This window comes from Streptomyces sp. NBC_00310, assembly GCF_036208085.1.
Classification (GTDB): Bacteria; Actinomycetota; Actinomycetes; order Streptomycetales; family Streptomycetaceae; genus Streptomyces.
Map to the genome: position 1 here is coordinate 10,059,409 of NZ_CP130714.1, position 13,695 is coordinate 10,073,103.

The following is a 13,695-nucleotide window of genomic DNA, read 5'->3' on the forward strand; positions in this document are numbered from 1 at the left end:
TCCGGACGGGAAACCAGTCCCGTCCGGACCGTTGACGGGCTGTCATGTCTCTAACAGCATGGCCAACGTCCGCATCTGGGAGCGCTCCCACGCCTCTCTTGGTCCCCTGCGCCATCCGACACGACCCGTCAACGCTGTGCGCCCCCACCTCCCCCGAGGAGCCCAGACGTGAAACGACGCAGAACCACCCTGCTCGCCCTGACGGCCCTCCTCGCGGCGGCGCTCACCGCGCTGCCCGCCGGTCCGGCCCAGGCCGAGGAGGTCGAACAGGTCAAGAACGGCACCTTCGACACCGGCACCGCCCCCTGGTGGACGACCGGCAACGTCACCGCCGGCCTCACCGACGGCCGCCTCTGCGCCGACATCCCCGGCGGCACCACCAACCGCTGGGACGCCGCCGTCGGCCAGAACGACATCACCCTCGTCAAGGGAGAGTCGTACCGGTTGAGCTTCTCCGCGTCCGGCACGCCCCAGGGCAACGTCCTGCGGGCCATCGTCGGCCTGTCGGCGGCCCCCTACGACACGTACTTCGAGGTGAGCCCGCAGCTGAACGTCTCGGGCGACTCGTACGCGTACACCTTCACCTCGCCCGTCGACACCGCGCAGGGCCAGGTCGGCTTCCAAGTGGGCGGCAACGCCGACCCGTTCACCTTCTGCATGGACGACGTGTCGCTGCTCGGCGGGGTGCCGCCGGAGGTGTACGAGCCCGACACCGGGCCCCGGGTGCGCGTCAACCAGGTCGCCTATCTGCCCGCCGGGCCGAAGAACGCCACCCTGGTCACCGAGGCCACGGCGAAGCTGCCCTGGCAGGTGAAGAACGCCACGGGCGCCGTGGTCGCCCACGGGCAGACCACCCCGCGCGGCCTCGACGCCTCCTCCGGGCAGAACGTCCACGCGATCGACTTCGGCGCGTACCGGGGGCGCGGCACCGGCTTCACCCTGGTCGTCGACGGCGAGAGCAGCCGCCCCTTCGACATCGACCCGGGCGCCTACGAACGCCTGCGGCTCGACTCGCTGAAGTACTACTACACCCAGCGCAGCGGCACCCCGATCAGCGACGAACTGCGCCCCGGCTACGGCCGCGCCGCAGGGCATGTCGACGTCGCACCCAACCGGGGCGACGGGAACGTGCCCTGCCAGCCCGGTGTCTGCGACTACACGCTCGACGTCACCGGCGGCTGGTACGACGCCGGCGACCACGGCAAGTACGTCGTCAACGGCGGTATCTCCACCTGGGAGGTGCTGAGCACCTACGAGCGCGCGCTGCACGCCCGTACCGGGGAGCCCGAGAAGCTCGGTGACGGTTCGCTGGACATCCCGGAGAGCGGCAACAAGGTGCCGGACCTGCTGGACGAGGTCCGCTGGCAGCTGGACTTCATGCTCAAGATGCAGGTGCCGACGGGGCAGCCGCTCGCCGGCATGGCCCACCACAAGATCCACGACGAGCAGTGGACCGGCCTGCCCCTGATGCCCGCGGACGATCCGCAGAAGCGCGAACTGCACCCGCCGAGCACCGCGGCCACCCTGAATCTCGCCGCCACCGCCGCACAGGCGGCCCGCCTCTACCGCCCCTACGACCACGCGTTCGCCGCGAAGGCGCTCGACGCGGCCCGCACGGCCTGGGCGGCGGCCCTGGCACACCCCGCGGTCCACGCCTCCGAGAGCGACGGCATCGGCGGCGGCACCTACTCCGACAACAACGTCACCGACGAGTTCTACTGGGCGGCCGCCCAGCTGTACCTCACCACCGGTGAGAAGGCGTTCCGGGAGTACGTCCTCACCTCGCCCGTGCACACCGCCGACATCTTCGGCCCCGTCGGCTTCGACTGGGGCCGCACGGCAGCGGCAGGCCGCCTCGACCTGGCGACCGTGCCGAACAAGCTCCCCGGCCGTGACAAGGTCCGCCGGTCCGTGGTCAAGGCCGCCGACCGCTACCTGGCCACCCTCAAGGCCCACCCGTACGGCATGCCGTACGCACCCGACAACAACCTCTACGACTGGGGCTCCAACCATCAGATCCTCAACAACGCGGTCGTCATAGCCACGGCGTACGACATCAGCGGGGCGTCGAAGTACCGCGAGGGCGCGCTGCAGAGCATGGACTACCTCTTCGGCCGCAACGCCCTCAACATCTCCTACGTCACCGGCTACGGCGAGGTCGACGCCCGCAACCAGCACAGCCGCTGGTACGCCCACCAGCTCGACCCGGACCAGCCCAACCCGCCGGTCGGCACCCTCGCGGGCGGCCCCAACTCGAGCATCCAGGACCCCTACGCGCAGAGTAAACTCCAGGGCTGCGTCGGCCAGTTCTGCTACATCGACGACATCCAGTCCTGGTCGACCAACGAACACACGATCAACTGGAACGCGGCGCTGGCCCGCATGGCGTCGTTCGTGGCGGACCAGACCTGACACCTCGCTGCCCCTGTACGCGGCCGACGTCCTCCGGGGCGTCGGCCGCCCTGTTGTGGTACCGCGCCACATGCCACTTGACCTGCGGCTATTTACGAGTAAGTACCCGCGCGGTACCGTTGGCGCATGCCAGCTCTGAATGTGGAGTTCAGCGACCGCGAGCTAGAGGATCTGCGGCAGATCGCCAAGGAGCGCGGTACGTCGATGAAGGCGCTCGTGCGGGAGGCGGCCGCGGCCGACATCGTGCGACACCGGGCGCTGAAGGAGGGCGCGGAGGCCTTCCGGCAGTTCTTCACCGCGCACGCCGACGAGTTCGCCGCCGCCTTCCCGGACGACGAACCCGCCGCCAAGGTGGAAGGACGGGCCGTCTGACCGATGGCTCCCGTCATCCACATCGACGTGCCCTGGCTGCTCCAGCGACACGAAGAGGTCATGCCCGAGCAGCCCACCATCAACGACTTCTCCGCGCTCGTCGCCGCCGTCGCCCGGCATCGCGTCGACCCCCCGCGTCTCGGTGTCGACTCCGACCCGGCCTGGCGGGCCGCCGCGCTGCTGCACACCCTCGCGGTGCTCAAGCCCCTGCCGGCCGCCAACGCCCGTTTCGCCTGTGCGACGGCCGTGGCGTACATGTTCGTCAGCGGTGTCGGCATCGACCCGCCGTACGGGTCCCTCGTGGACCTCGCGCGCGACCTGATCTCCGGGAGGACGGACGTCTACGGGGCGGCGGACCGGCTGCGGTCCTGGCAGATCTGAGCGAGCCGGAGCCGACCTGTCTCCGGGGCCGCCGACCGAGGGCGGGAGGATCAAGGTCGGCGGCCCGTTTCGCGCGGGAGAGCCGCCGTTCCGCGCGGGGCCTTCCGAGTCGGCCACCCCAAGTGAACAACGAACCGTCGGTGCGCCGGGAGCGTGCGCGGGCGGTCGGGGTGTGCGTACGGTTCACACGGGGTGCTTGAAGCCTTGAATATCCAGGATCCGGAAGGCTTCGTTCTGCGAAGCGGAATCGCTCGTACCGGTCATCTGACCTGCTTTTAGTGATGCGGATGTTGCACAAGTGCCTTGTTAGTCATGAGTAACTTGTGCAAGGGTGAACTTCCTGCGCAGGGCAATGGCCCGGTCAGAAAGGCCACTTGGCTTTTCCGGTCGCCGAAGGGCCCAAAAGGCTCAAGGATCACGGTCATCGAGCGGCTCCGTCCCCGGCCGCTTTCCCAGCGCCCGCCAAAAAGGTACGCACCAATCCAGGGCCCTTTGCGGCGGCCAGAACTCCGTGTGCCATCTTGTGCCTTGGAAGGAACCCGCTCTGTGCACACCCCCCACCCTCCCCGTCCCGCTTTTCCGCCCGCTCCCGGGCCGGTTCCCGGAGAGTCCGACGAGACTCTCGCCGCCCGGCTGAGAGGCTGGCCGGAGGGAGGCACCGGCGATCCCGTCGCCCTGTTGATGGCACGGCACTGGCAGTCGACGTACGACTACGCGGTGATCTGCCTCGCCACCCAGTCCGGTGTCGCCTCGATGGTGACCGCGACCGCCTTTCACCGGGTGCTCGACGGCCTGATGCGGGGCGAGTCGGGCGTCGCCCTGCGGCCCCGGCTGCTGGTGGCCGCGCGCGACACCGTCAAGGAGTGGTCCGCGGAAGGGGGCGTCTCCGGTGTTCTGCCGGATCTGAGGAAGCCCGCGGGCGGGCGCGGTATGCGGGCGGCGAAGTCCATGACGCCCGAAAACCGCAAGCTCGTCGAGCGCTCATTCCAGGCGCTCCCGGCGGTCGCCCAGTGCCTGCTGTGGCACACCGAAGTAGAAGCCGAAATGATAACCATACCCACTGGTCTGCTGGGGCTGGACACCGACAGCGCGGTGGCCACACTGGAGCAGGCGCGCGACAAATTCCGCGAGGGATGCGTCCGCGCCCATCGGGAACTCGCGCCGTCCAAGGATTGCCGCTTCTACAACCGGCTGCTGGACGTGCCCATTCGCCGCGGTGGCGCTCTGCTGCCGGATGTCCAGCAGCATCTGCTGGAGTGCCGCTACTGCCGTTACGCCGCCGAGCAACTCAGCCATTTCGAGGGCGGACTTGGCGGGGTCATCGCCGAAGCCGTACTCGGCTGGGGCGCCCGGCGCTATCTCGACTCCCGGCCCGGCCGGTTGCCGCAGAAGGGGAACTCGAGACGTCCGGGGAGCGGCGGCCGGCACCGCCTGCTCTCCCAGATCCCCGCGCAGCGCCGCCGGATCACCTCCGGAACGCGCAATCCCAGAGCCCTGATCACCGTCGGCATCTCCTCGGGGGCGCTGCTCGCGGCCGTCCTGGGTGCCGCGTTCCTCTCGGACGACGGCAGCGGAGCCGATCCCGCCGCCTCGACCAGCGCCACCGGCGGCATCGCCACGGCGCCGGACACCGGCAACGACACCACCACCGACACCGCGTCGCCGACCCCGCCCGCCATGGCCGGACGGCCCACGGCACCCCAGCAGACGCGGCTGCGCAACCAGGCCGCCGACCTGTGCCTCGACATCCACGGCGGCAAGGCCGAGAAGGGCGCCTCGACCGAACTCGCGGAGTGCGACTCCGCCTGGACCCAGAAGTGGTCCTACGAGGAGGACGGGCTGCTGCGCAGTGTCGCCAACCCGGAACTGTGCCTGGACTCCCAGGTCGACGCCGGAGTGGTCGTCCTCAACAAGTGCGCCGACGAGGACTCCCGGCGCGGCGACGACGTGCGCTACGACTTCACCGTGCAGGGCGAGTTGCTGCCCCGGTGGAGCGAGGGACTCGCCGTCGCCCCCGTCACCACGGACACCGAGGCCGACGTCGTCGTCAAGGTCCGGGACGACTCCAGCACACAGCGCTGGCTCACCGACGGCGTGACCGCCAGCCCCGAGTCCCTCTCCGTCTCCGGCTCCGGGGCGCCCACGCCCGAGAGCGAGCCGATCTCCGAGGACCCGGACGCCGACGAGGTCTCCCCGGCGCCGGGAGCGGAGAAGTCCGGCTCTCCCGCGCCCGGTGCCTCCCCGGATGCCGAACAGGGCGGTTCCATCATGTCCGTGGGCGACGACACGAGCACGGACACGGAGCCCGGGACCGGCGACGAGCCGGTGCTGCCCCTGACGTCCGTCCGGCTCCCGGACCTTCTGACGGGGCTCGGGCTCTGAGGGGGGCCGGTGCGAGGGCGCGGGCCGGGTGTGGTCGCCCGCGCCGTTCCCCGCGCCCCTGAGAAGGGGGGGGCGGGGGTGGCCATCGGCCCTCAGACGGCCCCGTCGACGAGGCTGTCACGGTCGATCGTGGCGGGCGTGCGATGGCCGGACAGGGCGAGCGTGAGGTCGAACTCCGCGAGCAGACAGTGGATGACGTGTTCCACGCCCGGCCGTCCGTCGAGGGCGAGACCGTAGACGTAGGGCCTGCCGAGCGGTACCGCCTTGGCCCCGAGCGCCAGGGCCTTGAAGACATCGTGACCGGCGCGGACACCGCTGTCGAAGAGTACGGTCAGCCGGTCGCCCACCGCTCGCTCGGGCCACCCGCGGCAGCGCCTCGGCGGCCCCGACGCCGCCCGCCACCTGCGGCCCCCGTTTCGCCGACGATCCTGACGAGCCGGGCGGGCATCGTCCACCGTTGTGCGCACGCACGCACCCACGCACGCACGCACCCAAGCACGCGCACGGTCGGCCGGAGCCGGGGCGGAAGGGGCCCCAGGTCGCCCTGTCGCGCTCCCGCCGGGCCGGTGACCGCCCCTCGGCTCCCCTCAGCCTCCTTCGGCGGCGAGTACCGGCGCCGCGGTGTCCGTCGGTGCCCCCGGCCCGGTGATCGGCGGCACCGGCACGTCGGCCGTACGGACCAGCCGGGCGCCCTCGGGGCCGTACACCGCGCGCGGTTCGGGGAACAGGCGGAGCAGAGTGAGGAAGAGGACCGCCGACACGGCCAGGGAGAGAGGGAGGCTGATGTCGACGCCGCCCGCGAGGTCGCCGAACGGGCCCACGAACTGGCCCGGGATGTTGGTGAACAGCACGCCGAGCAGGGCCGAGACCCACCACGCGGTCATGCCGCGCCAGTTCCAGCCGTGCGCGAACCAGTAACGCCCGCCGCGCTGGCGGCGGTTGAAGACCTGGAGCGCCTCGGGGTCGTACCAGCCGCGCCGGGTCCAGAAGCCCAGCATCATCACGACCATCCACGGAGTGGTGCAGGTGATGATCATCGTGGCGAAGGTGGAGATGGACCGGACGAGGTCCAGCCCGAACCGGCCGACGAAGATGAACCCGATGGACAGGACGCCGACCAGCACCGTCGCCCGCACCCGCGACAGCCGGGGGAAGACCGAGGAGAAGTCCAGACCGGTGCCGTACAACGACGTCGTGCCCGTCGACAGGCCGCCGATCAGGGCGAGCAGACACACCGGCAGGAAGAACCAGCTCGGTGAGATCGCCAGCAGTCCGCCGACGAAGTCGGGAGCCGCCGGATCGACGTACTCCGGGGCCTTCGCCGCGATGATGCTCGCCGTGGACAGTCCGAAGAGGAACGGCAGCAGCGTCGCGATCTGCGACAGGAACGCGGCCCCGATCACCTGGCGGCGTGGGGTGCTCGCCGGGATGTAGCGCGACCAGTCGCCCAGGAACGCGCCGAACGACACGGGGTTGGACAGCACGATCAGGGCCGCGCCGATGAACGACGGCCAGAACAGCGACTGGGTCGCCGCGTCCGCCGAGTCCGTGAAGACACCGGCGTACGACGGGTCGAAGTCACCGGCGAAGGCGATCGCGCCGAGCAGGAACAGCAGGCTCGCCGAGGTCACCGCGACCTTGTTGACGAGGAGCATGAACCGGAAGCCGTACACGCACACCGCGAGGACGAGAACCGCGAAGAGGGCGTACGCGACGACGTACGAGGGTGTCGAGCGCTCCAGGCCGAAGAGCCGGTGCGCGCCGCCGACCAGGGCGTCTCCGGAGCTCCACACCGAGAGGGAGAAGAACGCGACGGCCGTCAGCAGGGAGAGGAAGGAGCCGACCACCCGGCCGTGCACACCCAGATGGGCGGACGAGGAGACGGCGTTGTTGGTGCCGTTGACCGGGCCGAACACCGCCATGGGGCAGAGGATCAGCGCGCCGACGACGACGCCGAGGAGGGTGGCCGCGAGCCCCTGCCGGAAGGAGAGGCCGAACAGGATCGGGAAGGCGCCCAGCACGCAGGTGGAGAACGTGTTGGCGCCGCCGAACGCGAGCCGGAACAGGTCGAGCGGTGTCGCGGTGCGGTCCGCGTCGGGGATGCGCTCGACGCCGTGCGACTCGACCTCCGTCAGGGGCGGAGGCGCTACGGCGGGGGAGTGCTCGGTGGTCGGGGACGTCTCGGACAAGGGGGCTCCAGCGGAGGACCGGCGGCGGGGCGTGTCGTGGCGCGGTGGGCGGGAGGGGCCGGTGTGTCGCAGGGTGAGCGACAGGAGCGGGAGCCGTCCTCAGGGGGGTGAGGCGACGTTAAGGGGCCCCGTCACGCCGACACCAGAGGGCGCTTCGTCCATTCTCCGGGGCCGAAGTGGATGAAGCGTCCATCACCCCCGGTCGCGCGGGGGTCGTTCGGGGGGTGGTCGCGAGGGGAAGCGGAATGTTTCAGGCCGATTGCTCAGCCGGGGAGATCCGGCCATTCGTGATCATGTGGCGATCGGGAACCGCTCAGAATCGGGGTTCGCGCGGTCGGGTTCTGTTACTTCGAGCCACTGATTCAATACTCAAAGTTACCGAAACCTGTGGGTTCGATGTGTGTTCCGGCCCAGGACCCGGCAGACTCGCGCTCGCCGATCCGGCACCGTCCGGGCCGGCTTCGTACACGCGACCGATGTGACGGGGCCGTCCGGGCACTCCTACAGAGCGGAAGGATGCACACCATGCCGAAGACCGCGCGTTGGGCAGCGACTCTCACCCTGACGGCCACCGCCGTCTGCGGTCCCCTCACGGGCTCCGCGCTCGCCGCCCCCGAAGCCGCCGCGTCCGGGCTCTACGCCCCCTCGGCCCTGGTTCTGACCATGGGCCACGGCGAGACCTCGGCCACCGTCACCCCCGAGCGCGCGGTCACCCTGACCTGTGCGCCGAAACCTTCCGGCACGCACCCGGCGCCCGTCGACGCCTGCGCCGAACTCCGTCTCAGCGGCGGCGACTTCGACGCCCTGGCCGGCCGTGCCGGGGTGATGTGCAGCAAGCAGTACGACCCCGTGATCGTCACCGTCCAGGGCGTCTGGCAGGGCAAGCGCGTCGCGTACGAGCGCACCTTCGCCAACGAGTGCCTGAAGGACTCGGCCGCGAGCGTCCTGTACGCCTTCTAGCCGCCGCGTCGGATAGGACCAGGCCGCTTCGCGGCCGACAGACCGGGGGTTGCGTGGCCCCGTGAGTGATGAGCGAGGGCCCGTGGCTGGGGAGCGCGAGCCCTGTCGCGGTGTGTCACGCGATCCCCGTCCGGGGGCCGGCCAAGCGGAGTGGGGCCGCAGGCCGGCCCCCGGCATCGCATGCCGGGGGCCGCCGGTCGGTCACTCGGAGGATACGGTCCAGCGGCCGACCTCCTGATGGCCGGAGTCGTACAGGGGCTGGCCGTCCCCGGGTTTGATCTCGCAGTGCCGGAGGTTGCCGCCCCAGTAGCGCAGGATGCGCTCCAACTCCTGGACAGTGGTGCCCTCGTCCCAGTCCGTGCTGTCCAGGTCGACTTCGAGAAGGAACTTCACTTCGCGCGTCTCCACTTCTGTATCGCTTCTGTATCGCTCGGATTCCGTGCCGGTGGTGGCCGGAACGGTGTGTGCCTGCCGCAGGTCCTTCAATCGTTTCATTGAACTGCTACTTGAGACTTGGCCGTTGCGGCGGCGGGGACGGCGGAGGGGGACCGGGCGGAAGGTCCGGGAGCGGCGGGAAGCGGCCGAGCAGCCGGGCGGCGCGCAGCAGCCGGTACATCCGGGGCTGGTCGGCGACGAGACGGAGGCGGCCGCCACGCGCCGTGGCCGCCGCCTCCGCCCGGCACAGCACGCGCAGGCCCGAGCAGTCGAAGAAGGAGACGCGGCGCAGGTCGACGAGCACGTCCGGCGCGGCGGACCCGGTGGCGGCGGCCGTCAGATGCTCGGCCACCAGGCCTGCGGACGCCATGTCGATCTCGCCGGCGACCTCGATCACGGTGAACGGGCCGATCCGGCGGGTGCGGGCGTACGGGTTCGCCGCCACCGTCGGCTCGGGTCCGGGGCCGGGTCCGGGGCCGGTGGCCGCGTCCTCGGGCCGAGGGGCGGCACGGTCATGGGCATCCGGAGTCATGGCGGCTCCACCTCGTCAGGGGTAGGGCGCATTCGATCCCGGTGACTACCCCGGCACGGACCCGCCCACCCCTTTCGCACCCGGCGCAAGATCTACGGCACTCGAAATGGTGAATTCCTGTTCCGCGTATTGACTTTCAAGGTCTGTTGTCGCAGGTCGGCGACCCGACCGGCGCGGACGCGCCGGAGGGGTGCGGGCGCGCCAGGGGATGCGGTGCGGGATCGTCGCATCGCCCGCTGGCCGTGGTGGGAATCCTCCTGTGCGCGCTCGTTGGGCGTGACCGCGTCGCCCGCCTCCCCGCCTCGCCTCGGCGCCGCCGTCGCCTCTCGGAGTCGGTGACGCGCGTCTCGGCCTGCTCCGCCTCCCGCAGGACGTCGTCCCAAGCCGTGTCGGGCTTGTCGTGGCCGCTGTGCTCGTCGTGCCCGTCGTGCCCGTCGTGCCCGTCGTGCCCGTCGTGCTCGTAGTGCTTGTTGTCCGGGTTCCGCTGGTCGTGGTGGGTCATGAGGGTGCTCTTTCCAGCGAGGTGAGGTGAGGTGACGTGAAGGGAGGTGTGAGGTCGGGTCAGCGGGCCGGTGCGGCGATGCGCAGGGGTACCGCGCCCGGCGCGCTCGAACCGGCCCGCCCGGTGTCCTCGATGTCCCGCGCCACCTCCGACCACCACGCCGGGCCGTCCTCGATGTGCCGCAGCAGTACGCCTTCGCGGATCGCCCAGGGGCAGATCGTCACGGCCTTCAGACCGGCGAGCTTCATCGTGGTGTGCCCGACCAGCGCCCCGGCGAGGCTCTGTGTGGCCCGGGGCGCGGAGATGCCCGGGAGGGCGGCGCGCTCCGCCGCGGGGAGGGAGGCGAGGCGGGTGATGGCAAGACCCAGGTCCGCGCACCTCAACTCCCGTTCCACGAAGGGCCCGTGGCGGCCCGGCGCGGATCCGCACAACCGGGAGAGCTGTTGGAAGGTGCGCGAGGTGGCCACGGCCGTGCGCGGCCCCTCCCAGCGGATGCGCGCCGATACGTCCCGGAGCTGATGACGGACCTTGCGCCGCAGTGCCTTGATGCTGTCCGCCGACGGCGGGTCCTGCCCCTGGAAGAACTCATGGGTCAGCCGGTTCGCGCCCAGCGGCAGCGAGGCCACGAAGTCCGGCAGCCGGCCCCGCCCGAAGGCCACCTCCAGCGAACCGCCCCCGATGTCCAGCAGCGCGAGCGGCCCCGACCGCCAGCCCATCCACCGCCGGGCCCCGAGGAAGGTGAGTTCGGCCTCCACCTCGCCGGGCAGGGTGCAGATCAGCACCCCGGTCTTGGCGCGCACGGTCCGCAGTACGTCCCGGCAGTTCGGCGCGGAGCGCACCACGGCGGTCGCGAACGCCAGTGGCGTCGACGCCCCCCATTTCTCCGCCGTGCGGGCCGCCGCCGTGACCGCGTCGCACAGCTGTCCTACCGCCTCGTCGGGCACTTCGCCCCCGGGCGGCACCGACTGGGACAGCCGCAGGCGCCACTTGGCGGTGTGCACCGGCAGCGGCACACCGCCCTCGGCGTCCGCCACTACGAGTCTCACGGTGTTCGATCCCACATCCACCACGCTCATCCGCATGCCCCACGGAGTACCCGGTGGCAGCCTCAACACGCGTGTTCCGCACGGCGGCTGGTGGCACAGGGGCGCATCGAGGCGACTGTGCGCCACCGCTCACCATCCCGGTGGAGGGTCGGCCGCTCGGACCGCTGGTCGGATGATCAGACTTATTGCCTATGATGCGCAGGTGCAGAACTATGACATCAGGGTGGCGGGACCCGGCGACCTCGACGGCGCCCGTACGGTGATGCTCGACACCGTCTACCGCGACTTCGGCACGGGCTATGTGCCGCGCTGGCACGAGGACATCATCGATCTGCGCGGCGCGTACGTCGCCCCCGACCGGCATGTCCTCCTGGTCGCGGTCGACGGGCGGGACGGCGCGGTCGTCGCCACCGGCGCGCTGGACTCCCGGGGCCCCGCTCATCCGCCCAACCCCCGCTGGCTGGCCGAGCGTTACCCCTCCGGCGAGACCGCCCAGCTGCGCCGTGTGTATGTGCGGGCAGAACATCGCAGGCGGGGGCTGGCCCGGCGGCTGGTCGCCGCGCTGCTGGACTTCGCGGCGGCCGACGGTGCTTACCGCTCCGTCTACCTGCACACCGACCCCGGGGTGCCCGGCGCCGAGGACTTCTGGCGCTCGCAGGGCGTGGCCGTGTGCGACGAGCGCGAGGTGACCGGAGAGCGGGTCGTGCACTTCGAGGTCCCGGTGCGCGCGGGGGCCCGCACTCTCACCGCTTAGATGAAAATCATTCTCATGTAGGCTGCGTCGCGCCCCACCCGCCGCTCCCGTCCCCCACCCGCGTCCCCCACACAGAACCAAGGACCATGCGCTCTCCCCGCCGCCGTCGCGTCGCCGCCGGCCTGCTCCTCGCCCCCGTACTGACCGGCTGCTTCGCCTCGGGCGGTGGCACGTCCGACGACGACTCCGCCGACGGCTCACGGCTGCGCGTGGCCCTCGCCTTCCCGCCCGCCGAGAACTTCTCCCCCTACGGCGCCGACGCCACCCTCCTGAGCCGGCTCGGCGTCACCGAGGGCCTCACCAAGCTGGACGCGAACGGCGCCCCGGCTCCCGCACTCGCCGAGTCCTGGACGCGCGAGAACGACCGGAACTGGCTTTTCACCTTGCGTGAGGCCACCTTCCAGGACGGTACCGAGGTCACCCCGGCCACCGTCGCCGCCGCCCTCGCCCACGCCGCCGAGGCCGAGCCGGTCACCGCCGCGCTCTCCGGCATCACGCTCACCGCGAAGGCGAGCGGCGACCGCCAGGTGCGCGTCACCACCGAGGACCCGGACCCCGCCCTGCCGTTGCGCCTCACCGGCCCCGGCCTCGCGATCCTGTCCGCCAAGGCCTACGGCGGCAAGCGGGTGAACCCGGTCGGCACGGCCACCGGCCCGTTCGAGGTCACCGAGGTCACCGGCACCACCGCGGCCACCCTGGACCGCTACGACGCGTACTGGGGAGGCCGCGCCCAGGCCTCCGGCATCGACGCCAAGTTCATAGCCGACGGCTCCGCCCGCACCAACGCCCTGCGCACCGACCAGGTCGACATCGCGGAGGCCGTTCCCGTGGCGCAGGCGTCCACCCTCGACAAGGGCACCCGGCGCGAGACGGCCACCACCCGCACCACCAGCCTCCTCCTCAACACCAAGTCCGGCGCCTTCAAGGACCCGAAGCTCCGGGCCGCCGCCCGCGAGGCCGTCGACGGCTCCGTCCTCGCCAAGGACGTGTACGAGGGCTACGCCGACGCCGGCGTCGGTGTCTTCGGGCCCGCCGTGACCTGGGCCGTCGGCAAGCGGGTCGAACCGGCCGGGCGCGCGAAGGCCGCCGACCCCGACGGCACATCCGTGACCATCGCCACGTACGACAACCGTCCCGAACTGCCCGAGGTAGCCCAGGTGCTGCAACAGCAGCTCCGCCGGGCCGGATTCAAGGTGAAGCTGGAGATCCGCGAGTACTCGCGGCTGGAGAGCGACGCCCTGGCCGGGACGTTCGACGCCTTCGTCGGTGCCCGCAACTCCCTGCTCGACACCGGCGACCCCGTCTCCGTCCTCGCCGGCGACTTCACCTGCGACGGCAGCTACAACCTCGCCCTGCTGTGCGACAAGAAGGTCGACCGGGCCGTCGCCGCCGCCGAGAAGGAGTCCGACACCGCCAAGCGCCGGCAAGCGGCCATGAACGCCGAGGCGGCCATCCTCGGCACCGACGCCACCGTCCCGCTCGTCCACCAGCAGATCATCACCGGCGTCGCCGGCTCGGTGCGGGGCGTGATCCTCGACCCCTACGAGCGCACACTGGTCGGAACGGGGACCCGGCGCTGATACGGGCACTCTGGCGGGCCCTGCTCGCCGCCACGCTGCTGTGCGGCATCGGCCTGCTGCCGTGGCTGTCGCGCACCGACCCGGCGCTCACCGTCCTCAAGGCACGCTTGGCCGAACGTGATCCCACGCCGGACGTGCTGGCCGCCGTAC

Annotated in this window: 12 protein-coding genes and 1 pseudogene; 7 read left to right on the forward strand and 6 right to left on the reverse strand. The window is 71.3% G+C overall.

The annotated features are described in order from the left end of the window. Positions 1-168 precede the first annotated feature (168 nt). The 4 genes from OG202_RS43905 (at position 169) to OG202_RS43920 (ending at position 5,547) form a co-directional block, all read left to right on the forward strand. Positions 169-2,412: a glycoside hydrolase family 9 protein gene (locus OG202_RS43905; RefSeq protein ID WP_326574124.1), complete on the forward strand. Its 2,244-nt coding sequence runs from the start codon at positions 169-171 to the stop codon at positions 2,410-2,412. A 126-nt stretch (positions 2,413-2,538) separates the two neighbouring features. Further along, positions 2,539-2,784: a hypothetical protein gene (locus OG202_RS43910; protein ID WP_149830721.1), complete on the forward strand. Its 246-nt coding sequence runs from the start codon at positions 2,539-2,541 to the stop codon at positions 2,782-2,784. A 3-nt stretch (positions 2,785-2,787) separates the two neighbouring features. Continuing rightward, positions 2,788-3,165: a toxin Doc gene (locus OG202_RS43915; protein ID WP_326574123.1), complete on the forward strand. Its 378-nt coding sequence runs from the start codon at positions 2,788-2,790 to the stop codon at positions 3,163-3,165. A gap of 546 nt (positions 3,166-3,711) precedes the next feature. After that, positions 3,712-5,547 (forward strand): RICIN domain-containing protein, encoded by a 1,836-nt coding sequence (locus OG202_RS43920; RefSeq protein WP_326574122.1) that lies wholly within the window; start codon positions 3,712-3,714, stop codon positions 5,545-5,547. A 92-nt stretch (positions 5,548-5,639) separates the two neighbouring features. On the opposite strand, the pseudogene OG202_RS43925 reads toward OG202_RS43920, so the two are convergent. After that, positions 5,640-6,081, reverse strand: a pseudogene (locus OG202_RS43925) (alpha-hydroxy-acid oxidizing protein); the annotation flags it as partial. A 53-nt stretch (positions 6,082-6,134) separates the two neighbouring features. Then, positions 6,135-7,736 (reverse strand): purine-cytosine permease family protein, encoded by a 1,602-nt coding sequence (locus OG202_RS43930; RefSeq protein ID WP_327726477.1) that lies wholly within the window; start codon positions 7,734-7,736, stop codon positions 6,135-6,137. A 525-nt stretch (positions 7,737-8,261) separates the two neighbouring features. On the opposite strand from OG202_RS43930, the gene OG202_RS43935 reads away from it, so the two are divergent. Continuing rightward, entirely contained in the window at positions 8,262-8,696 is a 435-nt protein-coding gene (locus tag OG202_RS43935) for a protease inhibitor (protein ID WP_326574120.1), read from the forward strand. 201 nt (positions 8,697-8,897) lie between these two features. Here OG202_RS43935 and OG202_RS43940 read toward each other — a convergent pair whose 3' ends face one another. The 4 genes from OG202_RS43940 to OG202_RS43955 form a co-directional block, all read right to left on the reverse strand. After that, a complete protein-coding gene (locus OG202_RS43940; protein WP_326585499.1) occupies positions 8,898-9,089 on the reverse strand; it encodes a hypothetical protein in 192 nt (63 codons plus the stop codon). A 109-nt stretch (positions 9,090-9,198) separates the two neighbouring features. Then, on the reverse strand, positions 9,199-9,663 hold the full coding sequence (locus tag OG202_RS43945; RefSeq protein WP_327726476.1) for an anti-sigma factor antagonist: 465 nt from the start codon (positions 9,661-9,663) through the stop codon (positions 9,199-9,201). A 136-nt stretch (positions 9,664-9,799) separates the two neighbouring features. Further along, positions 9,800-10,165, reverse strand: a complete 366-nt coding sequence (locus tag OG202_RS43950; RefSeq protein ID WP_327726475.1) for a hypothetical protein — start codon at positions 10,163-10,165, stop codon at positions 9,800-9,802. 59 nt (positions 10,166-10,224) lie between these two features. Further along, positions 10,225-11,247, reverse strand: a complete 1,023-nt coding sequence (locus tag OG202_RS43955) for a Ppx/GppA phosphatase family protein (RefSeq protein WP_327726474.1) — start codon at positions 11,245-11,247, stop codon at positions 10,225-10,227. Positions 11,248-11,413: 166 nt separating this feature from the next. Between OG202_RS43955 and OG202_RS43960 the strand changes: the two genes are divergently transcribed. Further along, entirely contained in the window at positions 11,414-11,965 is a 552-nt protein-coding gene (locus OG202_RS43960) for a GNAT family N-acetyltransferase (RefSeq protein WP_327726473.1), read from the forward strand. An 86-nt stretch (positions 11,966-12,051) separates the two neighbouring features. Continuing rightward, positions 12,052-13,545 carry an ABC transporter substrate-binding protein gene (locus tag OG202_RS43965; RefSeq protein ID WP_327726472.1) on the forward strand — a complete coding sequence of 498 codons (1,494 nt, stop codon included), beginning with the start codon at positions 12,052-12,054 and terminating at the stop codon, positions 13,543-13,545. Positions 13,546-13,695 lie beyond the last annotated feature (150 nt).